10 protein-coding genes and 1 tRNA gene are annotated in these 24,099 nt (G+C 38.1%); 5 read left to right on the forward strand and 6 right to left on the reverse strand.

What is annotated here, in order from left to right:
- Positions 1–482: 482 nt before the first annotated feature.
- The 6 genes from ACFIK8_RS06675 to ACFIK8_RS06700 all read right to left on the reverse strand — a co-directional run bounded on the left by ACFIK8_RS06675 (position 483) and on the right by ACFIK8_RS06700 (position 19,942).
- Positions 483–764 (reverse strand): hypothetical protein, encoded by a 282-nt coding sequence (locus tag ACFIK8_RS06675; RefSeq protein ID WP_375644982.1) that lies wholly within the window; start codon positions 762–764, stop codon positions 483–485.
- Between the two features lie 479 nt (positions 765–1,243).
- The gene (locus tag ACFIK8_RS06680; RefSeq protein ID WP_375669059.1) at positions 1,244–1,726 is read right to left on the reverse strand and encodes a hypothetical protein; all 483 of its coding nucleotides are present in this window, start codon (positions 1,724–1,726) and stop codon (positions 1,244–1,246) included.
- Positions 1,727–2,557: 831 nt separating this feature from the next.
- A complete protein-coding gene (locus ACFIK8_RS06685) occupies positions 2,558–5,737 on the reverse strand; it encodes an autotransporter outer membrane beta-barrel domain-containing protein (protein WP_375669060.1) in 3,180 nt (1,059 codons plus the stop codon).
- A 444-nt stretch (positions 5,738–6,181) separates the two neighbouring features.
- Positions 6,182–9,007: an autotransporter outer membrane beta-barrel domain-containing protein gene (locus ACFIK8_RS06690; RefSeq protein WP_375669061.1), complete on the reverse strand. Its 2,826-nt coding sequence runs from the start codon at positions 9,005–9,007 to the stop codon at positions 6,182–6,184.
- A 1,170-nt stretch (positions 9,008–10,177) separates the two neighbouring features.
- Positions 10,178–13,318, reverse strand: coding sequence for an autotransporter outer membrane beta-barrel domain-containing protein (locus ACFIK8_RS06695; RefSeq protein WP_375636431.1), 3,141 nt, complete (start codon positions 13,316–13,318; stop codon positions 10,178–10,180).
- 675 nt (positions 13,319–13,993) lie between these two features.
- Positions 13,994–19,942 (reverse strand): autotransporter outer membrane beta-barrel domain-containing protein, encoded by a 5,949-nt coding sequence (locus ACFIK8_RS06700; protein ID WP_375669062.1) that lies wholly within the window; start codon positions 19,940–19,942, stop codon positions 13,994–13,996.
- A gap of 197 nt (positions 19,943–20,139) precedes the next feature.
- Here ACFIK8_RS06700 and ACFIK8_RS06705 point away from each other — a divergent pair, with 197 nt between their 5' ends.
- From ACFIK8_RS06705 to ACFIK8_RS06725, 5 genes are all read left to right on the forward strand, one after another.
- Positions 20,140–21,090: a siderophore ABC transporter substrate-binding protein gene (locus tag ACFIK8_RS06705; RefSeq protein WP_375647649.1), complete on the forward strand. Its 951-nt coding sequence runs from the start codon at positions 20,140–20,142 to the stop codon at positions 21,088–21,090.
- 102 nt (positions 21,091–21,192) lie between these two features.
- Complete coding sequence (locus tag ACFIK8_RS06710) at positions 21,193–22,149, forward strand: ABC transporter permease (RefSeq protein WP_375669063.1); 957 nt, start codon at positions 21,193–21,195, stop codon at positions 22,147–22,149.
- Positions 22,142–23,092, forward strand: a complete 951-nt coding sequence (locus tag ACFIK8_RS06715; RefSeq protein WP_375636425.1) for an iron chelate uptake ABC transporter family permease subunit — start codon at positions 22,142–22,144, stop codon at positions 23,090–23,092. Before ACFIK8_RS06710 ends, ACFIK8_RS06715 begins: the two co-directional genes overlap by 8 nt.
- Complete coding sequence (locus ACFIK8_RS06720; protein WP_375636423.1) at positions 23,089–23,847, forward strand: ABC transporter ATP-binding protein; 759 nt, start codon at positions 23,089–23,091, stop codon at positions 23,845–23,847. The genes ACFIK8_RS06715 and ACFIK8_RS06720 overlap by 4 nt, the downstream gene beginning before the upstream one ends.
- Positions 23,848–23,911: 64 nt before the next feature.
- Positions 23,912–23,985, forward strand: a tRNA-Gln gene (locus ACFIK8_RS06725).
- Positions 23,986–24,099: the final 114 nt, after the last annotated feature.

The raw sequence follows: 24,099 nt of genomic DNA on the forward strand, positions 1-24,099 counted from the left end.
GTAACAAATATGAGTGTTCGGAAGAATCTGAAGACATTTAAATTAACGACATGACCTTCGGTCATGAAAAAAAGGCTTATGAAAAAATAGAGAAAGGCAAAAACGAACTATCCCCTTTATGTCTTGTCATAAATGACTTACCCGCAATCAAATGAAGCATTCAAAGGTGTTCCTCTTCAATGTTGTTGTCTTGCCTCTTGCTTGCATGAGAACATCCCCCTTAAATAAACCATAGGAAAAAAGGACATCTATACAAAAGCCTGTATCATACTGTATGCTGCCATATGCTGTAATAGACCATTTATCAAATGTACTTTTTTGTTTTCTTCAAGATCTTGAGGTTGTAGAGAATTTTTTCCATCATTCCCCATTATTCCAAAGCTCAAAGTGTGATGTATATCCTCAATCGCATTGAGCAAGACGCTTGCCTCTATAGCGTTATAATTCAAATTTCCGCCATAGCCATATTGAAGCTCAGGTGGTCAGAAACATAATGATAACTTCCACCGTAACCTCGCGCAAAAAGTGCGAGATTTTTTACCATTTTCCCCTAAAGCCCCAGCAGCGATACGCAATGTTTCCAGCTGTTTTTTGTGATTGTTCATATCCATCAAACCAACCTGAAACAAAGCATGGGGCATCGACAGATATGTTGAAACTTGCGGGACCACCGCTTTAACACCCTCTTCAGAATAAAGAACAAAAGCATCATGATCAGCGAAAACATTATTATGATGAGTATAAGTGCTTAAAGAACGAGACACATCATTTTCCAACCGAATATGACGCAGATGAGAAAGTTTCTGAACATATTCAACTTCAAGTCGATAATTCCAAAATTTCCATTATACTCAATATTTTTCTCTTTAACGGATTCATTCCCACCTTTTACCTATCTATAAGAAGAATTTGGACCATTAGCACGAAAACACTATATCGATAAGGCGCTCCTCTTAAAGCAACATAATCTGTTGCCAGTTTAAAGGCATCCTCCGCAGCCTTTCCATAAACCTGAACAATTGAAACACTGAGGCTATCTTTTTATCGTCTTTTTGCTTACCTTTGCTATGGTTCTTTATTTTTTTTGAAGCCACTAAAACATCGACAATATGCACCTTAGTTTTTCCATAAACATCACCATAGATTAAGAAGTTTATCAGCTTTTATTCCCTTGCTTTTACCATTTGCAGCAAGATGTGCACTAACATATAAACGTGCGTCCCCCCTGCAACGTAAGCATAATCTAAACCACGATCATCATCCAATCTCCTAATACGAAGTGTCTAAAAAAATCATTTCTTGGTTTTCTGAAAAAAATAGAACTATCAATAAGCCTTACCAATGAAAGAAATGAATCTACAAAATATAGAACTTTTTTATGATTATTTTTAAGCGCATTTTTATTTGCTCTTACAGTCCATTGAGATCGATTGAATAACGCAACACTACCATAAGAACCTTTCTCAATATGTGCTCCTCCTGCAAGAAAAGACGCATAGGCATCAAGCGCGACAAATGAATTATTTTTGACATCTAATAACCGATCAGCAAAAATACGCGAATCCTCTAATATCGTAATATAAGGAGACCTCCTAGCATCGTTACTATAAATAGCCCTACCATAGGGAATATGAAGAGCAGTCTTTTTAAACCAAAATTCACCTAAACTTGTAAGAAGCTCTCCCTCTTGATATTCATATTGCGAAGGAGCTCTTCTAAAATGCAAACCGTGAACCCCTTGTCCTTTAATAAGGATCTCTGTGTTTTCAAAAAAAAATCCCAGACATAAGACCATCCTGCAACTCATATGATCTTTCCTTAAAAACAGGATCGGCACTTTCAACCGCTATACCATGAACATCAGAAACCTGAATCTTACCTTCATCAAAGGAAAAAAACCGCCCTGCTTCACGCCAACCACAGATTGAGGTAACGTGGTATTTCTATCACTTTTCTTTTCGCCATTCCCTATAATAAAACTCTTTTTAAAAGAAGTTTTATTATCTTTTGACACAATCACTGCTGATGTAATCTTCTCAGATCTATTTAATTCTAAAATTCAACCAGTTCCTGAAACGCCTTTTTCCCCTTTACTTTTTTCCGGCTTAATAACTATGTTATGAGATTGTATTGTAAAAATAACATCTGTAGTTCTCTTATCCAATCCACTCATATATAACTTATCACGACTTTCAAAAGTACGAGCAGCATCAACTGTATCACACGAATACGATTAAAAAAAAGAATTATATGAAGGTTTATAATCTTCTGCACTCGCATCTATATTGTACGCGAAGAAAAAAATAGAGGTCGTAAGAGAACACACACACACATGGCATTTTAATACTTTAATCATAATTTAGTCTAAACTTTCTTTATTTTATCTTTATAAAAAACCGAAAAGACAGATCTGGTTCATGCACTAATTATTCTTATTACATGTCGTCCACATAATTTGCTTTATATTATATATGAAAATCAAAAATCAGAAAAACAATACAATAAAACCATGTTTTGTGCTTATAATTTTAACAAAGGATGTATTAAAAAAATACAATTAAAAATGATAGCTTAATCCACCAGAAAAATGCGTTCCAGAAAAGCCAGCATTCGTAAATTTATGCTGATAAATCAGATCACTATGAAAAATAATTTTTGGAGATAGTTGCGAAAAAACACCAAATCCAGCTTCTAAAGAAGACCCAAAAGAACCAAGCTGGAAGGCATCTTTAAAATACACAAATTGTTTATCATCAAAACTACGAATGAAATGAAGCTTACCATAGAATGAAAGAACATGTGCATCTTTAGTAAATGTAAGTGTCTTCGTTAAATACCCACCAACACGCATCCCCCAATGATCCGGGCTTCGCATATCAATATTAAAATTATCAATATCACGAGTCTTATGAAACTGGAGATTTTGATAAACAAACTGAACCTGTGGTTCAAAAACAAAATATCGGCTGCCTATCATAAACGTTTTACCAGCAGTTAAGGAAACACTTAGGGGCTTACCTCTCAATGCAGCCGTTTTACCTCGCTCAAGTGTGAGAACATTTCCATTAAACAAACCATAAGAGAAGAGACCATCCATATAAAGACCCGTATCATGCTGCATGCTTCCATATGCTGTGATTGTCCATTTATCAAATATACTTTCTTGACTTTGTTTAATCTTTCGAGGCTGCAAAGAAAGCTTGCCATAATTTCCCATAATTCCAAAGGATGTCGTACTATATGCACTTTCGATTTTCTTGAGTAAAATACTTGCCTCTAGTGCATTATAATCAAGCTCACCGCCATAATCACCATATTTAAGTGCAGATAAATTTGAAGTATAATGATGATGTCCACCGTAACCGCGCAAAAACAAAGCGGAATTTTCATCATTTTTCAACAACCGACCAGAAACAGTTCGCAGCGCTTGCAACTGCTTGTTTTGATTACTGATATCCATCAATCCAGCATAAAATAAGGTATTTGGCACAAGAATATAAGTCAGAACCTGTGGAACAATGACTCTCACATTTGGTTCAAAATGAGAAGAAGGCTCAAAAACAGATGGCGGAACAGGTGAACCAGACGCAACTGGAGCAACAACAGAAGTGGGGCGAGAAACAGGCGGCGGAACAGGTGAACCAGACGCAACTGGGGCAACAACAGAAGTGGGACGAGAAACAGGCGGCGGAACAGATGAACCAGACGCAGGTGGTACAACTGGTTTAGATTCAGCAATAGCGGGAACAACAGGCGCAAGAGAGGAAGGAGGGTTGGGGATCTCAAGCACAACAACATCAGGTACATTAGGTGTGGTAGTAAGATGGAAGTCCCTATCAGAAGAATCTACAGAAGAAGAAAGACTTGGCTCCTGAGGTTTTTGCCTCGAATTAGAATCAATAGAACCATCCTCACCTCCAGTCATATTAGGATGAATTTTAGGAAAAGAAGGAATATCATCAGAAGAAGGAGGGACAACCAAATCAAGAACAGGAAAAACTTTAGTGGTATCGAGAGAAGTAGAATCAACAAATTGACTTTCGAGGCGAAAATCCCAAAATGTTCCAGTATTTTTAAGCACTCTTTGATTGGAATCTGCCGCCCCTAAAGCAGAGCTTGGACCATAACTCTTAAGATGATACTGATAGGGAGAAGCTTCAAGTGTGACATACCCCCCATTTAACTGAAAAGAATCTTCAGCGGCTTTTCCATAAACCTGAATAATGGAAATCCCCTGATCATTACCACCATCTCCCGTCAATGCCCCTGAGCTTCCAGGAACACTATACACATGGACTGTCGTTTTTCCTTCAAGATCACCATTGATTAAAAGCCTATCCGTTTTTTGCTCTTGCAGAGCTCCTCCTTTATCCAAATATGTATTAAGATAAAGACGCGCATCGCCTTGTGCACGATAGACAGTCCCTGCCCCTTTTCCGATAAGAAGTGTCTGATAACCATCTGTCGTTTTGGATTTTAGTTCTTCAAAAACAAGAGAACTATCCGTAAGATTGACCGATGAAATGAAGGAATAGTCCCCTAACTTAGAACTAGAAGCATCAGAGTTGTGCAATTTGTCAACTTTTGGTCGCGATAAAATCCACTTTGAACCATTTTTTAACTCTATCTTAGCTGTAGAACTTTCATCAACATGTGCAACTCCTACAAGAGTAGAAGCATCAGCCTCAATCTTTACATTGGAATGCTCAACAGCTTTAAGGAGTGAATCTCCAGAAATTTTTGAATATTGTGAGAGTTTAACAGAAGTTTCAAATTGGCGGCTATAAATAGCTGTACTTTCTAGAGCCATAACAGTTGTCTTTGTCAAATGGACAGACCCTTTTCCAGGTATAATTGTTTTTTTATCATTGAAGACAGCTTCCCAAAAAAAGCGCATGCTATTAAATGCATTGCCTCTCACAAAAATATTGGAATATTTGATATGAGCATCATTATTATCATTCCCCTGCAATATAATGCCATGAGCATTGCTAACATTAACGTTTCCCTTCTGGAAATTAAGAGAGCCTTTCCCCTGAAGCATACTAAAAGCAGAAGCTTCACGATGATTATCTGTATTTGTCCCCTGTTTCCCCCTCCCAGTAATAGAAACACCATCTAAATTAATTTCTCCTTCTCCTCCTGTTTGAACACCAATACCATCAGCAAAGTTAATTTTCCCTCCTTTCATATAAATTTTTGCACCATTATAACTCAAAAGACCTATCGCATCAGAAGATGTCTTAATCTCTGTCTTGGTCAAAGCAACAAACGACCCTTTACCAGCAACACTGATCCCCATTCTGGTTGCTTTAATCACCCCATCCTGCATCTCAAAAGCTCCCTCATCATTAACATCGGCCCCTATCGACACATCGTTTAACATGGAATAAAATAGAGCAACGCCTCCCCCATTTGAGGACTTTACAGCTGTTGTCCAAGCATTTGCTCCTGAATAGCCATTTGCATTCGAAACACCGTTAATGATTATAGCCTCTCCCTCAATGACTGTATCTTCCCCTGATGCCTCTATGGCAGCATCAGAACTTTCACCCGTAAGTCGATAAGTTTTCTGGGAAATTTCATGCGGTTGACCATCATTACAGCGATAAAATGAGGCACTTTCGTTACATGAATATGGCTTCTTCTCAGCAGGAATCTCACCTGCATCAGCATTGTATACAAAGAAAAAAATAACCGTTGTAAAACGACATAAAGAGAGATGATTTTTAAGCATAATTTTCTACAAACTTTCTTCCCCTTCTCTAAAAACAAAAAAATACGCGTTCTGTTTAATAACTTTGGTTACGCGCGATAATTTAAAATACGTTTTGTATTTTATATATCCACTAAATGTTTTATGTAAAGCCAGAACCCCAAAATATCACAATTTAAAATTGTATTATTTATAAAAACGCGTAAAAATATAGATAAAAATAAAAAATCCACCCCAAAGCGGTGATTTAAAGAGAATTTAATAAAAATACACTAAAGGAAGAAAAACAGCATAAGAAGCAAGAACTGCAAACCAGAAATCCTTATCTCGTTTCTAAAAAGAAACAAACTTGCTCATGCAAAAAACATTTTTTAAAAAAGCTTATTTTAAAAGTTGCAAACAAATAATAAAAAACCACAAGCTATGCTTGTGGCTTTTTAAACAACTTACCCCAAGATGATCATTCTAAAAACGATAGCGCAACCCACCAGAAAAACTGACCCCAGAAAAACCACCTTTGCTCAACTTATGCTGATAAACCAAATCACCATGAAGCGCAACTTTTTGAGACAAGCGAGCATTAAGACCTAATCCAGCCTCTAGAGAAGAACCAAAAGCCCCTAACTGGAAAGAATCTTTAAAGCGCACAGCTCTTTCTTTGCCAAAATCATGAGCAAAATGAATCTTTCCATAGAAAGAAACATCACGATCTTTTTCAGACGCAGTCAGAGTCTTCATCAAACGCCCCCCCATACGCACCACCAATTGATCAAGTTTATCCATCTCAATATTAAAATTATCAATATCACGAGCCGTATTAAATTGAAGATGTTGATAAACAACCTGAACCTGTGGATCAAAAACAACACCTTCATATCCTGTGGCAATTTTCTGACCACCCATCAAGGAAACACTTAAAGGGTTACCCTTTAATGTTGCCGTCTTACCCCGTGCAGTTGTCAGAACATCTCCCTTAAACAGACCATAGGATAAAAGACCATCAACATAGAATCCTGCATCATGCTGCATACTGCCATATACTGTAGCAGTCCATTTATCAAATGTACTTTTTTGGCTTTGTGCAACATCTTGAGGCTGTAAAGAAAGCTTTCCATAAGACCCCATAACCCCAAAGGATATAGTACTGTCAACATTTTCAACAGTTTGTAGCAAAACACCTGTCTCTAGCGCATAGTACCCTAGATCCCCTCCATAACCATATTCAAGCGCAGATAAATCTGAAACATAACGATAACTCCCACCATAGCCACGCAAAAATGAAGCAGGATTTTCACGAATTTCCAACATTCCACTAAGATTAGTCCGTACTGTCTCCAGCTGCTTATTTTGATTGCTAATATCTATCAAACCTACATGGAACAAACTATTTGGCAAAAGGAGATAAGTTGGTAGCTGAGGAACAACAGATCTTACACCTCGTCCAGATGAGGGAACATTTTCAATTTTAGAAAGACTATCTGCAGAAGACGCTGACACAACACCCGCAGAAGACACCGGAATAACACCCGCAGAAGACACCGGAACAACATCCGCAGAAGACACCGGAACAACATCCTCAGAAGATTCTGGAATAATATCCTCAAAAGAAGCACGTGCAGGAGGTGTACGTTTAGAAACCATAGGAGTTTCTCTATAATCAGTAGTTTGAACATATTCATTTTCTAAACGAAAATTCCAAAATGCTCCTCCATTCAAAGCAAACCTCTGTTTAACATGCTCCTCCTCTCCAGTAGCTTTTGGTCCATAAGAACGAAGAACATATTTATAAGGCGCGCCATCCAATGCAACATACTTCCCATTCAGTTGAAAAGAGTCATACGATGCATCTCCATAAACTTGAATAATTGAAACACTATGCGCTTTTTCGTTTTTTCCTTTTAAACCTCCAGCAACCCCTTGTATATGGACTATGGTTTTTCCCCAAACATCACCATGAATGAGAAGCCGATCCGTTACCTGATTACCACTTGTATCACTAGGATTTAAACATGCATTCAAATGAACCCAAGAACCACTACCAGCCTGATAAACAAGACCTTTTCCTTTTCCAATATGAAGCGTTTGATATGTATGATCAGTACTGGACTTTGGTTTTTTAAAAATAATAGAACTATTAGAAAGATCTACCGATGAAATAAACGAAACATCTCTATAATGAGGATTTTGTAATTTTTTATGTCTTGGTTGTAATAAAACCCACTGTGAATTATTTTTCAATTCAAGGTCAACTTTAGAACTATTATCAACCTGAGTTTGACCGACAAGTGCAGAGTCATCAGCAACAACCTTTATAGAAGAGTTACTATCAGCCTTCAGCAACAAATCTCCAAAAAGCTTTGTTTCCTTTAAAGATATAGAAGATTTTCCAGATTTACTGCTATAAAGAGCTATGCTATCTGGAACAACAAAACGCGTTTTTCTCAAATCAACGCGCAATGATTCCCCCTCTGACGAACCACCTGATGTTGCCTTACCTTCAAAATGCATACCATAAAATGCATTACCTTTCACTGTAATATTGGAATCTCCAATATTAATCTGAGAACCTTTATTTCCCTGCAATAAAAGCCCATGAGCATCAGTAACATCAACAGAACCTTTCATAAACTCAACATAACCGTTTTCAGATATGTGAAAAGCTGCTTGACGACCTGTATCCAGCCCTTGATCATCCTTGCCAGTACTCCCCTTGCCGGTAATAGAAACACCCTCTAAAATAAAATACCCTTTTTCTCCTGCTTTAACCCCAACACTCCCTAGGCTAATTTGCGTATTCGTTAAATCAACTCTACTTTGAGATTTTCCTTCTGCAACAGCCCCCACTTTGATTGCATCAATTGATCCACCAGATATTGTGAGGGAGCCACCTTGAGCTTCCACCCCCACTAAAACGCCACTCAACGTAGAATCGCTCAGATAGACCTTCGCCTGTTCTGATGCCTTTACTCCATATTTCCAAAAAATCTTTTCCGAATTATTCTTTTCATCCAAAATACCCTTAACAGTTATATTCTTGCCTCCAATAATTGTACCTTTCTTAGACGCCTCCATGGCTCCATAAACATCATTAATATTTTTATTCGTTAGTGAATAAACTTTATTATTAATTTCGTGCTCTCCACCATCAGAACACTGATAAAATGCTGCATTCTGATCACATGAAGACTGCTTTTTTCCAGAGGAAACTTGAGATTCAGCATTGTGTGCAAAAAAAAGACATGCTGTTGTAAAAGTACATAAAGAGAAACGATTTTTAAATAGATTTACCATAATTACACCATAATTCTGCCCCATCATAGAGCAATGCATAACGTATCAAGAGATTTAACCAGGAAATTTAATACGTTTTGGTTTAAAAATAGGAAGTCTATTAATATTTTTTGTGTTTTATGTAAATATGGAATTAAAAAATTACTCAAAAATACAATCTAAATCTTTTGCTTTTACAAAAAAATTGCAAAAATATAACTGAAGAACGACAGAAAAATCACCTTTAAAATTGTTATTCAAAAATAGCCTTAATCGGTTGACATGCATCAAAAACGCCTACTTTAACTGCTGTCTCCCCCCCCCAGAACGGACATAATAAACATCCTTACGATAGAGATGTTATATTGAAACAATATGTACTTTGTAAGCAGACAAAACATATGCCAAAATTGAAAAACAAGAGTTTACATATACCTTTTTAGACAATCTTCATGGCAAGACAGCCTAATAAAGAGTAGGAACGTGTAAAAATCAGTTCCTATTTTTACTATCTCCTTTTAATTCAACTTGACAATATTCAAAAACATTCAGAGCCATATTTTAAAAAGTGAAGATGACACATGACTTTATCTTTTTATTTATGCATTTAAAGAAAACACATTTTCCAAAAACAATATGTCATTATGTTTCTCATTCATCAGTTTTCTCAGATAACTCTCATTTTTTCCATCCCCATTTCACAACAACAGCGGATATAATATAAAGTTCATCAGATATAGCCCTCATTGCGCTTGAGTATCTTCTTTTCCTTTGCCAATTTCTAATATTGTAAATCCTCTCCTCCTAAGGTAATTTCCTAAATTATATTGACTCCTTTCTCAGACAATTATCCACTTGCCAATCTTACATAATATGCAAAGGAATGCTTTTTATGGGTTCATCATAAGAGCATTGAAAATATTTCCGCATTCTGAATTAAAAAATATCTTTATCAATCGGCATATAATAAATAATATAATAATCACTCTGAAATACGCGTTTTGAAACCATAACGTACAAACTCTTCAAACTTTTCAAAAAAATGAAAGAAGTCCAACCCAAAAGCATATTAAAGATATGCGAAGTTACACTCTCGTAAAAAAGCTATAACACAAAATGAATAGAGAATGAGAAAAAGCCACAAGTTATACTTGTGGCTTTTTCAAAGATTAATCAGAAACAGCAACAACTCTAGAAATGATAACGCAAACCACCAGAGAAACTAGTTCCAGAAAAACCAGCTTTCGTTAGCTTGTGCTGATAAACCAAATCACCGTAAAGCGCAAAGTTTTGAGACAATTGGGCATTAAAACCTAATCCGGTTTCTAACGAAGAACCAAAAGAGCCTAGCTGAAAAGCATCTTTAAAATGCACAAATTGTTTTCCTTCAAAACCGTGAGCAAGATGAAGCTTGCCATAGAAAGAGACAACTTGAGCCTTATCAGTTGCGACCAGCCTCTTTGTTAAACGCCCTCCAACACGCCCTATCCACTGATGAAGCTTTCCCAGCTCAATATCAAAGCCATCCACATCAGGCACTTTATTAAATTGAAGATATTGATAAACAACTTGAACTTGCGGATCAAAAACAAAACCGTCCTCCCCCACCATAAACGTTTTACCAGCAGTCAATGAAGCGCTTAAAGGATTTCCCTTTAATGTTGCCGTCTTGCCACGTGCAGTTGTTAGAACATCACCTTTAAACAAACCGTAAGACACAAGACCATCAACGTAAAAACCCGCATCATGCTGCATACCACCGTATGCTGTAACTGACCATTTATCAAATGTACTTTTTTGACTCTGCTCAACATTCAAAGGTTGCAAAGAAAATCTCTCGTAGGCCCCGATAATTCCAAAAGAAGTGGAACCATACATATTTTCGATTGCTTTCAGCAAAACACCTGCCTCTATGGCATTATAATCAAGCTCGCCGCCATAACCATATTCAAGCGCGGAAAGATTTGAAGTATAACGATGATTGCCGCCATAACCGCTCACAAAAAAGAAAGGATTTTCACGACTTTCTAATAAACCCCCAGAAGGAATTCGTAAAGCTTCTAATCGCTTATTTTGATTGCTCACATTCATCAAACCAATATGGCGTAAGGCATTAGGCAAAAGGAGATAAGTCGGAACCTGCGGAACAACAGCCTTAACTCCCGGCTTAGGATGAGGCTCCGGAGAAGGTGCTGGAGAAGGTTCTGGTCCTGGAATTGGGTCAGGAAAAGGCTTCGGAGCAGGATCTGGTTTAGGTTTAACATCAGAATCTATAGATCTACTTTCAAGGCGAAAATCCCAAAATTCTCCGTTCCCTTCAACTAATCTTTGATCCATGTTTGCTTTTCCTAAATGAGACCTTGGACCATAACTATAAAGCTTATACTGATAAGGTAATTTATCTAATGCTACATAACCACCTTCCAACTGAAAAGAATCTTGCTCTGCTTGTCCAGAAACCTGAATGACTGAAATACCTTCATCATTTCCTCCCCTTCCCGTGTATCCTCCTGGACTTCCTGAAACCCCATGCACTTGGAGCTTTGTTTTTCCCGAAACATCACCATGAATTAAAACACGATCAGTCTTTTGATGATCAAGAGCACCACCACTATTCAAGTATGTATTAAGGGAAATAGAGGCACCGTCCCGTGCTCTATAAACTTCACCCTTTCCCTTTCCAATACGAAGGGTTTGATAATCATCAGCAGAAGAAGATTCATGTCTTTTAAAATTAATAGAGCTCTCACCCATAAGACTAACGAGTGAAATAGAAGAATCATGGGCAGCCTCATGTTGATCTTTTTTCAACGGTTGTTGTAAAATCCATTTAGAACGGCCTCCCAAATAAAGTTCGGCATTAGAATTTTTATCAACATGTGTGCGACCTTCAAGAGTAGAAGCATCAGCCAAAACTGTTATAGAAGCACCTTCCTCAGCTTTTAATAAAAAATTCCCTGAACGAAGAGTGCTGTGCACCAACCCCACCGCACCAGAAATAATGTTTCTACCATAAAGAGCCGCATCGTCTAAAACAGAAAACTCTGTTTTATCCAAATTAACAACTTCTAATCGTGGTAAAGCTTTTTCTTCCTCTGATGAAATTTCTTCTTTTTTATCCCCACCTTCACTCCATGGCTTCTCTCCCCGCAAATAGATACCATAAGATCCCTTACCCTTTACAGTAACAGAAGAGGATTTCATATTAACTTCAGTCACAGGAATCTTTGAATCAGAATCTTCATTTGATAAATCTTTAACTTCCTGCAGAGGAATAGAATTGACTGTATTTTCTAATAATATGCCATGGACATCCATAGCACGAATAGTCGTACCCTCTAAATTAACCACCCCCCCTAAATCCGTATGCACAACCGCACGATCCTTACCTTTGTCACCTTTCCCAGTAATTTTAACATTCTCGAGATTTACTTTTCCACCTAACGTCGAAGAAACCCCATGGCTGTTCATAAAATCAACTGATCCACCTGACATCCAAATTTCTGAATGATCATAACTTAAAAGACTCGCATTCCCATTAGCGGTCTTAATTTCTGTATCTTCTAAAAGAACAAACGAGTTCTCTGCTGCATCAACACCCTCATGACTTTCCTTAATCTTTCCATTTTTTACCTCAATCACGCCATCACTCGCACGAAGGGCTATAACTGTATTTTTGATAATCGGATCTTCCAAAGCAATCTTACCGTTCTCTAATACATGCACCCCCATTAGAAAAGTTTTATCAGCAACTTGACTACTAACCGCTACATCCTTCGCACTAACCCTTGTGCCTATTCCTTTCACCGTTATAGCGGTGGGATTATCAGGATAATTGGAAACGTTCTCATTCGTAATTTTATAAGATTTATTATCAATTTTAGGCTCCTCTTTAGGATCCCCGCAATTATCGCATATATAATACAACCCATTATAGTAATAAAACCTAGGACTCACACCTCTTCCATCAGAGTCTGCATCTTTAACAGAGTTATCTACATTATCCTTACGCCCAATCTCTCCATCCACTCCACTCAGCTTACGATAATCGCTCCCCCCACGAATACCCTCATCGTTATTGCGAACAGGAATCATATTAGGAGGATAATAATTATCCCCACTCTCTCCCCTAAAAGGAGGCTTATACGCATTACTTCCACCAAGATGAGAACCAGAAATAACACGAATACCGTTAATCGGAGTAACAGTTATAACATAAGGTTTACCGACCTCCTCTGTAGCCGCATAAACTTCTCTTCCATTTTGGAACAAAGAGAGGATAGCTGTTGTACAAGCACACAAACATAGATGATTTCTAAAAACTTTAATCATAGTTCCCTCGAAACTTTTCTTCCCCTCTCATTAAAAATAAAAGCACCTGCAAAACATCCCATTGCACACCTCAAAACACGAAAAGTGTAACAAAAAGAACATGCCTCATGCTCATCTGAACTGTGCAATGAATTACCCCAATAGATTTGGCAGAAGCTCTACGCCAAAACTACCTATAAGAGAATAATAAACAATCACACTTTATAAGTGTATAATGCATTCTGTATTTCGTGTAAAGAAAAAATAAAATCAGTGCGTGCAATTAATTAAAAAAAACAACTAAACCTTGTGAACTTTAAAAATTAATCCACAAGGAGATAAATAAAACAATGAGTTAAATCAGTGGAAAACAAACTCTCAAAAACGAGTTTTAGAAAACATCAAATATTATATTAGATAATATCAATCAGTACCAAAAAGGATAACCTAACGCATACTGGACTACTGAACGCTTAAAAAGCCGATAAAAGCGAAGCACTCTATCGTATCAGTAGCAGCATAAACTTTAAAAAATTCGCTTTAGCGTAGAAAAGTACTCTCATGCATAAAACAAAACTATGTCTTTTTTGCTCAATCAAGAAGACGAAAAGCTTTTAAGAGCAACACAAGTTGCTACAAAGAAAAAAGGCAGCACAATGTGCTGCCTTTTTTAAAAAGTACATACTGTACCTTATATTAAAACTGATAACGCACTCCTCCGGAAAAACTTGTTCCCGAAAAACCAGCCTTATTAAGCTTATGTTGATAGAGAACGTCAGCATGTAGAGAGAACTGTGGCAACAATTTGGCATTAAAGCCTAATCCAGCCTCTAATGAAGAACCAAAAGCTCCTAACTTGAAAGCATCCTTGAAATGCACAGACTGTTTTCCTTCAAAACCATGAGCAAGATAAAGCTTACCATAGAAAGCAACAGCATTCACGCCTTCAGAGCCTGTAGGAGTCTTGGTTAAGCGTCCACCAACACGTGCCACCCACTGATCAAGGTTACCCATTTCAATATTAAAATTGTCAATATCACGGGCCTTATTAAACTGGAGATGTTGATACACAACTTGAACCTGCGGATCAAAGACAAAGCCCTTATATCCTGTCTCAATTGTCTGACCACCAGTTAAAGAAACACTCAAAGGATTACCTTTTAATGTTGCTGTCTTACCCCGTGCAAGAGTGAGAACATCACCTTTGAACAGACCATAGGATAAAAGACCATCGACATAGAAGCCAACATTATGCTGCATGCTACCATATACCGTAGCAGTCCATTTATCAAATGCACTCTTCTTACTTTGCTCAACATTCAAAGGCTGCAGAGAAAGTTTTCCATAAGTTCCCATAACACCAAAGGATATAGTGCTATCAGAGCTTTCAATAGTTTGCAGCAGAACACCTACCTCTACACCATGATAGTCAAGATCACCTCCGTAACCATATTCAAGCGTGGACAGATCCGAAGCATAACGGTAATTTCCACCATAGCCGCGCAAGTATAAAGCAGGATTTTCACGAATCTCTACCATTCCATTAGAAGTCATCCGCAATGTGTCCAACTGCTTGTTTTGATTACTGATATCCATCAAACCAGCGTGGAATACACTATTAGGCAAGACAAGATAAGTTGGAACCTGTGGAACAACAGACCTTACAAATTGTTCAGAAAGGGCAGCAGATCTCATAGACTTAACATACTGATTTTCTAGACGGAAGTTCCAAAACTCTCCACCATCCTTAACAAACTTCTGCTGAACATGCTCCTGTTTCGAAGTCGCTTTTGGAGCATAAGCACGAAGAGTGTATTTGTAAGGTGAGTTGCTCAGTGCAACATAATTGCCATCGAGTTCGAAAGAATCTTTCTTCGCTTGACCATAGACCTGAATAACTGAAACACTGTGAGCAATCTTTCCATTCGCTCTAGAATCTCCTACATTGCCCGCATCACCTCGTACATGTATTTTTGTTTTTCCAGAAACATCACCATGAATGACAAGTCGATCCGTTACTTGTTGATCACTCGGATCATGAGGATTTAAACGTGCATTGAGATGAATTACAGCATCACCCTGTGCCTCATAAACTGTGCCGTTCCCATTTCCAATATGGAGAGTCTGATATCTCCCTTCAGATTCGGAAGATCTAAAATCAATAGCACTATTTATAAGTCTCACAGAAGGAACGCATGAACCTACACATCCTAAATCTGGAGTACCCAAATTCTTCTGCGCACTTCTTTTAAGAACCCACCGTGAACTATTAGCCAAATCTAATTTTGCATAAGAACTTTTATCAACGCGAACATCGCCTGTAACAATAGAGCTATCAACCGAAACTGATATATTAGAATCATTTTCAGCCTTCAATAATAAGTCACCAGTAAGAGTTGTTTTATTTTCTAATAAAACATGACCACTAGAATTATTACCATAAATCGCTGTACCCTTTGCAACTTCAAAATCAGTTTTCTTCAACGAAACTGTCCCTGCTATGCCTATAGGTGTTTTCTTCTGTTCGGATACAGCGCTCCGCTTAACAACAATTGCTTTCTCAGTTGTTAAATCCTTACTTCGATTTTGTTGACTCGCTTCTTTCTGTATTACCCCATCAAAATATATGCCATAGGTTCCATCTCCTTCCACTCTAACAATAGAAGACTCAATATTCGCGTGATTCACGGTAGGACGAACCTCAGAAGATCTCTTCTTCCTAGAAGAACCCGTTTCAACCACATCATCACCCTTTATAACCCACAAAGCATGAGCATCAGTAACAACATTTCCATTCTTAAAATCAACAGAAGCATTATCACTCAACAGAAAAGCTGCGCGTGCAAAATTATCTACAGAATCTAATTTTTCTGCTGATTTTTTCACAGTAATGTCCACTTTATCTAACCTAACGCTTCCCCCAGCTTCTGACCTCACAGCCACTCCCTTTGCCAAAGTAATAGCTCCAGTATTCATTGTTATCTCACCAGCCTTACTCGCCAGACCAGCCGCAACCAAATCTCCCGTTACGTTAATTCTCGTATCCTTTAAATTAACAGATGATCCAGAACCAGCCAAAGCGCCCACATAAAGCGCATCAACTGTCCCACCAGTCATCTTAATCTTTCCGCCACTTTGCGCTTCAAGCCCAATCACAGAAGATTGGATTTTTGATTTCTTATCTAAAACAACTTCTCCATTGTCTTCTGCAAGCACAGCACTCACGCGCTTTGATGTAGCAAAATCAACATTATTTTCACTGTCAGAAAAATCTGCACCACTAATGATAGCTCCCTCTAACTTAATAACCGTATCCTGATTTTTTACATGCATAGGATGCTGAGTTTTATCACTTGCCTTCAACGTAAAGTTTTTTATCGTCCGCGATTTACCATCACTACACAAATAAGTAGTCAGTGATCTCTCTTCACCATTATTCATATCATCACATGTAGAAGAAATCGTTTCCTTAGAAGGAACATTTCCATTATCAGAACTACCAAGCATAAGAATACTCCCAGCAGATACATCAGAAAGCGCAACAGGTTTTGCGGAAGTCTCAGAAGTAGAAGGCTTCATGGAAGCTGCTGATTTTATAGGTGTCAGCATATTCGACACAGTATGATACTCAGATGTTCCAGAAACCCCATCTGCCGATATCACAGAAATCCTGCCTAGATCAGATCTCCCAAGTGAATCAGCTCCTGAAGGTATTAAAGTTACCGAATCTATAGATGAAGGAGATGAATTGGATAAAACAGGATATACGCTATGCCCAGATGCCTCAGATCTTACAAGATCAGTAGATGCGTCCCCCCCAAGTACAGTAGAAGTAACAGAAGACATAGTAGTAGGAGAAAGAAGAGGCGTTACAGCTTCAGATGCTTCACTCTCTACATCATAATATCCTTCATATCCACCGTCTGTATGATCTTCATCACCTGTCTCAGTTCTATGAGCTCCAGAATTCACACCAACCGTATCAGAAGTATTATGACCTACTATATCATTTTCTGCTTCATTCCGACTAACCGTTCGACTCGAATCAACAGCCTCCTCAGTTGTCGAGGAAGGCTCAACAGTCTGAGTAAGTCCATCTTCATCTGTTGTCACCATTAATCTATCTTCTGCTTCCGGTAATGAAGAAGATCTATCTGTACCTAGAGAATTCACATCAACTATATTATAATCACCATAACCTGTATCAGAATCATCGTAACCTACTATAGTATATTCCACTTCATTTGCATTCTGGCGAGAATATTCACTCACATCACCAGCAAGAAGATAAATACTCGTACGTCCATCACTTGTTACCAGTTCTTGACCATAACTTCCCCCAGGAACATCAGGAGTTCCAGATGGAAGACTTGTCCCTACAGAAGAATTACCTACCTCACTTCCCTCAGTTTCACGAGATTGCACGGAAGGAGTATTTGCATCCTCCCTCTTACTACTGCTGCCTAAGACAGGAAGAGAACTAGGCTCATAGGGCAAATTTTTATCTTCTAAACGAAAATCCCAAACATCTTTACCGCTCACAACCAAAGCCTCATCGAAATACTTCATCTCCGAAGAAGGCTTTGGACCGTAAGCACGAAGGACATACTGATAAGGTAAACCGCCTATCGTAACATACGCATCATTCAGCGTAAAAGAATCTTCCCTCGCCTCCCCATAAACCTGAATAATTGAAATACTCTGAGGTTTATAACCTTGGGCATCCTGACCTCGTTGAACATCACCATTTTGTCTAATTGGAAGCACATGCACCTTAGTTTGACCAGAAACATCACCATGAATTAAAAGCCTATCAGATAATCGAGATGCCTCTGATGCATCAGCTGGCACAGATGCACCGAAATAAATATGAGAATCCCAAGAAGCGGTGTAAACTGTGCCTTCCCCATTTCCTATACGAAGCAGTTGATGACTATGATTTTGTTGATTAGCATCATTTTGTAAAGGCAAAAACGAAATACTAGAATTGTCAAGTTTTACAAATGAAACACATGAATCCTCACAACTGCTATTATGCTTTCCAAATCTACTTTTCGTTAAATGCCACTTCGATCCATTGAACAAAAAAAGCTTACCCTGAGAACCTTTTTCAACATCAGCTTCACCTCTAACTATAGAATCATTAACAAAAACCGACACTTCAGAAGTAAATTTAGCATGTAAGAATGAATTACCATAAACATTCGATTCGCTATCTATAAGGACAGAGCCTCTCATATGATTACCTAAAATGACTGTACCATCTGGAACATTAAGAGTAGTGTTATGCAAAAGAACTACAGATTCCTTATTTTGTAATTGGTTACTTTTTAGGCTCTGTTCTGAATCATCAGTTTGATTATCAAAATATACGCCAACAGACCTTTCGCCACTCAAGTTAATAGTTGAAGATTTTATAGAAATCCCAACCCTAAAGTCCGCTTCAGCGGCTCCTTCTTCAGCGGCTCCTTCTTCAGCGGCTCTTTCTTCAGCGGTTCCTGCCCTTGTCTTTTTCCCTAAAATTTTGGGTATAAGATAGTTAACATAGTCTGAAGAAGCAAGAAACTCGGTACTGGGTTCATTTATCTCAATAGGCTTCACGCTTGTAGCATCATTTCTTCTATTATTCTTAGAATCTTTACCTTCATTGTCAAAGGCCCACACACCAATAGTATTTGAATGATTAATGTTTCCATTTTTAAAGGAAATAAAACCTGAATCTGTAGATAAAAGGCTAGTCAATTCCTGTGCTGCAGCGTTAGGTTTGCTTTCATTGAATGTAACACTAACATTATCTAGTTGAATGATTCCTCCGTTTTCTGCCACAACTACACTTACACCTATCGGTACAATAAGCTTCCCCAATTTCATATCTATTACTGATCCCTTGGCGACACGCAAACCAGTTGCATCATTATCTTGAAGATCATCTTCTTCATCTTTACTACCTAAACTCCACTGTTGTCCCGACACAATAATCTCTGTATTACGCAACATAATAAGTGATTCATTCACAGCCTCAGCACCCATAATTGCACTACGGATTAGCCCTCTTTCCATAACGATCTTTCCACCATATGAAGCGTAAAGCCCAGTGTCAAAATCACGACTCGATGAGTGTTCCAATTTAACCACTCCATCTTGTGATGCAAATACAGCGCTCCCATACTGCGGCATTGCATTCTGGTCAGCATTTGAAGCAGATCGATTCAGAAGAGATGAAGAGTACAATTTAACAATTGTCGGTTTAGTAGTTTTTGCTGATCCTCCAACAACAGCAAACCTTCCCACTGCTAAAGCATTAGCACCATTCTTTGTCACCATAACCGTACTATACTTCATTGAGTGTTCTGTTCCATCATTACAAACAACAGATGATAAAGGATCATTAAAACCTTTATAACTCGCTACATTACATACAGTGGCGCTACCCCCACCTTGGACAACGCCAGCACCAAGTCCACCAGCACCGCCAACGCCAGCGTTAGGGACACCAGCGCCAGCACCAACACCAGGGACGCCGCCAACGCCAGCACCACCAGGAACACCACCACTCGCTATCGAAGCATCAACACCTTGTAAAAGGAAAAGAGCACTCGCTGTCAGTGCGTACAGACTTGTACGCTTTTTAAATACATTGATCATATGTCAAACTTTCTAAATAATGTTGCAAAAACACTGGAATTAAGTGAAAATGAGGTAAGTGAACAATTTTTAACATATGTTGGTCAATTTTACAACATAGTGTTATTTATCTACGCTTCATTTTGTGCATAAAATACCAAAGTTAAGTTTTTAAGTGCGCAAACCCTTATAATATTAGATAAAAGGATAAAATTACGATGATAAAATATATGAAACGGATGACTTCTGTTTTACTGGTTGCAACCAGCTTTGCAACAGCTTTATGGACACAGACGAGTATTGCAAATACGAGTACTCAAACAAATGTAACAATTAATCATGTTTCAGGCACGACTCCTGTTCCCGCTTCTCCGCAAAAGGTTATTGTGTTTGATATTGCCTCTCTTGATAATATGAATCGCCTTGGTATCAAAGCGGTTATCGGTATTCCTGAAGGAAAAAAACCATCCTATCTGCAACAATTTGATGATGCAAAATATGAAAAAATTGGTACCCTTTTTGAACCCGATTATGAAAAAATTGCCACTCTTCAACCTGATTTGATTATCATTTCCTCCAGAACTCAAGCAAAATATAACGATTTATCCAAAATCGCTCCAACAATTGATCTAACTGTAGGAAATGAAAACTCTCTTGCAGATATTGAACGGAATGTGTCTATCCTTGGCAAAATTTTTGGCAAAGAAAAAGAAGCTGCAGCAGAAATTGCAAAACTCAATGAAACTTTAGCTGAAGTTCGTAAAAATACTAAAGGAAAAGGCCATGGTCTTGTACTCATGACCTCTGGTGGAAAAATCAGTGCCTTAGGACCAAAATCACGTTTTGATATTTTGCATTCCGCTTTTGGAATTGCCCCAGCAACCGATAAACTCACTGTACAAAAACATGGACAGCTCATTTCTCCTGAATTTATTCTTGAGACAAATCCTGATTGGTTGTTGGTGATTGATCGGGATGCCGCAATTGGACGTGAAGGGCAATCTGCAGCACAATTGCTTAACAATGAGCTTGTTCACCGCACAACAGCAAGCAAACAAAATCAAATTATTTATTTGGACTCTTGGAGCTGGTATCGTGCAAGTGGTGGTTTAACGGGACTCATTGAAACCGCTAAGCAGATCAATGAAGCCTTTACAAAGAGCAAATAAGCGTACAAAAGAGCTTGCTTGCTATATAAATAAAATTTAAAAGCAGAGATTGTTTATTAAGCAGTCTTTGCTTTTTTAGGTTTTGTTAGAAAATGATTTAACGTGAAGAATTACTGGATAACCATAACACTTCTCATTCTCCTGTCTATCCTCAGCATTTTTGTTGGTTATTCTGATGTCACGCCTTCTGACCTTTTCGCAGCAGATCCCCATGCGTGGCTTATTTTTTGGCAAACACGTCTTCCTCGTACCATTGCAATCCTTTTAGTAGGTGCATCACTTGCACTTTCAGGTATGATTATGCAACTATTGACACGCAATCGCTTTGTCGAGCCATCAACCGCTGGAACTGTTGAATCTGCTTCCCTTGGCATTCTTTTCATTATGATTTTTCTGCCCGATATTTCTGTTTTAGGAAAAATGGTCGTTGCGACACTTTTTGCCATGACAGGCACTTTACTTTTTATGTTTTTATTGCGCCGCATTCCTCTAAAATCTGCTCTCATTGTACCCCTTACAGGGATTATGCTAAGCTATATTATTGGCTCTTTAACCAATGCCATTGCAGATTATGAAATGTTACTTCCCTCTCTTCAAGCTTACTTATTTGGTAGTTTTTCAATGGTTCTTGAAGGAAAATATGAGCTCTTATGGCTATCCCTTCCCCTTTGTATTCTCGCCTATTTCACTGCTGATCGCTTTACAGTTGCAAGTTTGGGAGAAGATTTAACCAATAACCTTGGATTGAATTATCGTGCTATCATGTTTTTTGGTCTTTTTATTGTCGCCTCAATCACTGCTGTTGTTGTCTGTACAATTGGCCGTATTCCTTTTGTTGGACTCATTGTTCCCAACCTTGTGTCAAATTTCATGGGCGATAATATGCGCCGTACCGCTCCTTGGGTGGCCATCAGCGGTGCAGGATTGGTCTTAATTTGTGATCTTGTAGGACGAATAATTCATCCCTCTCTTGAAATTCCCATCAGCACTATGATGGGTGTAATCGGTAGTTTTATTTTTATGATACTGCTTTTACGCTGGAGAAAGCGTCTTGGATAGAAGAAAAAAAACAATATGTGTACTAACAACACTTATCATCATAGCATGTACTGTCATTAGTCTTTATATGACGTGGAATATCAATGTGTATACATGGACATTTCGTCTTACAAAACTTTCCTCTCTGCTTCTTATTGCCTATGCAATAAGCGTTTCTACGGTTTTATTTCAAACAATCGTTAATAACCGTCTTCTTACCCCTTCAATTATGGGATTTGATCAGCTTTATATTTTAATAAAGACTGTTCTGATATATTTTGTAGGCTCTCTTTCTTTGCCCTTTTTAAATGAAGAAGGACAACTCATTCTCGAAGCCCTCATTCTTATTCTTTTTTCAATAAGCCTTTTTCGCTGGCTCTTTTCAGGAAGCCTAAAAGGGCTTCATTTGACGCTTTTAATCGGTGTTGTTTTAGGCGGATTTTTTTTCAGTTTACGGATGTTTATGCAATTGCAACTAAATCCAGACCAAATGATGAATTTAACCGATATTATGTTTGCAAATTTTAATAAATTCAATACACCATTAATAAGCTTTGCCACAATCATTGTCTTCATTGTGAGTCTGATTGGATGGCATTCCCGTCATCTTCTTGATATTTTAGCTTTGGGACGTGAAAATGCCCTCAATCTTGGCGTTAATTACCACAAAAGTGCGACAGCTGTCCTTATTTTTGTTTCCATTCTCGTATCCATTTCTACCGCATTAGTAGGCCCCGTCACCTTTTTTGGACTGTTAGTTGCCAACCTTGCCTATGAACTTTCTCCTCAAGCAAAACACTGTGTTGTTGTGCCGATTGCAATATTATTAGCGATTATTTGTTTGGTGGGAGGACAATTTATTTTAGAACAAATTTTTCACATGGCAGGACGTTTAAGTTTTATCATTGAATTTTGTGGGGGTATTGTTTTCTTAATGTTACTGATGAAGGGAAAACTAAAATGATTGAGATCAATCATCTTTCCAAGGCTTACGGAGCACGATTGATTATCGATAATTTATGCCTTCATCTTCCCAAAGGGGGGATTATTTCTCTCATTGGGCCAAATGGTTCGGGAAAATCAACTCTTTTAATGCTGATAAGACGTCTTTTGTCATACCATAATGGTACAATTCATATCGACGGCTTTGATATTGATAAAATGCCCCACGATATTTTGGCTCAAAAACTCTCAATTCTGCGTCAAGATAATCCTTTATCCTTCCGTTTAACCGTGTACGATTTAGTAAGTTTCGGACGCTATCCTTATTCAAAAGGCTGGTATACACATGAAGATAAACAATTTATCGACAGTTCGCTACGCTATCTCGGCTTACAAGATTTAAAAGACCGTTTTTTAGATGAGCTTTCTGGCGGTCAGCGTCAACGCGCTTTTATAGCCATGGTTATCTGCCAAGATACTGATTATCTTCTCTTAGATGAACCATTAAACAATCTGGATATGAAACATGCCGTTTCTATGATGAAGCAGTTACGCCGCACAGCTGATGAACTGAAAAAAACCATTCTTATTGTTATGCACGATATTAATTTTGCCTCATCTTATTCAGATATGATTGTTGCACTGAAAAATGGAAAAGCAGCCTATTGTGGAACTCCCAAAGAAATTATGCAACCAGAAATTCTTAAAGACATTTATGATGTTGATATTCAAATCAAAACAATCAATGACATTCCTATCGCTCTTTATTATCGATAATCTAAAAGACTTTTTGCGCTTGCCTACACTGTAGAATCTGCTAGAGATGATAAAATTGGCTTATTGGGGAATAGTTTAATGGTAGAACAGCGGACTCTGACTCCGTCAATCTTGGTTCGAATCCAAGTTCCCCAGCCAGTGTAGCTGTAGCTTGCCAGTGTAGCTTGCCAGCAGGTTTTGTATATTTTGCCACTAGGTTTTGTACCAATTTATTTTTTCTCAAAGAGTTTTTAAGTGGTTCTCAAAGGGTCT

It is taken from the genome of Bartonella sp. MR168JLCBS (genome assembly GCF_042194175.1).

Bases quoted from the DNA above. Each gene is read 5' to 3' on its own strand.
- ACFIK8_RS06685 (WP_375669060.1), bottom strand. From the start codon at position 5,737: ATGCTTAAAAATCATCTCTCTTTATGTCGTTTTACAACGGTTATTTTT.
- ACFIK8_RS06690 (WP_375669061.1), bottom strand. From the start codon at position 9,007: ATGGTAAATCTATTTAAAAATCGTTTCTCTTTATGTACTTTTACAACA.
- ACFIK8_RS06695 (WP_375636431.1), bottom strand. From the start codon at position 13,318: ATGATTAAAGTTTTTAGAAATCATCTATGTTTGTGTGCTTGTACAACA.
- ACFIK8_RS06700 (WP_375669062.1), bottom strand. From the start codon at position 19,942: ATGATCAATGTATTTAAAAAGCGTACAAGTCTGTACGCACTGACAGCG.
- ACFIK8_RS06705 (WP_375647649.1), top strand. From the start codon at position 20,140: ATGATAAAATATATGAAACGGATGACTTCTGTTTTACTGGTTGCAACC.
- ACFIK8_RS06720 (WP_375636423.1), top strand. From the start codon at position 23,089: ATGATTGAGATCAATCATCTTTCCAAGGCTTACGGAGCACGATTGATT.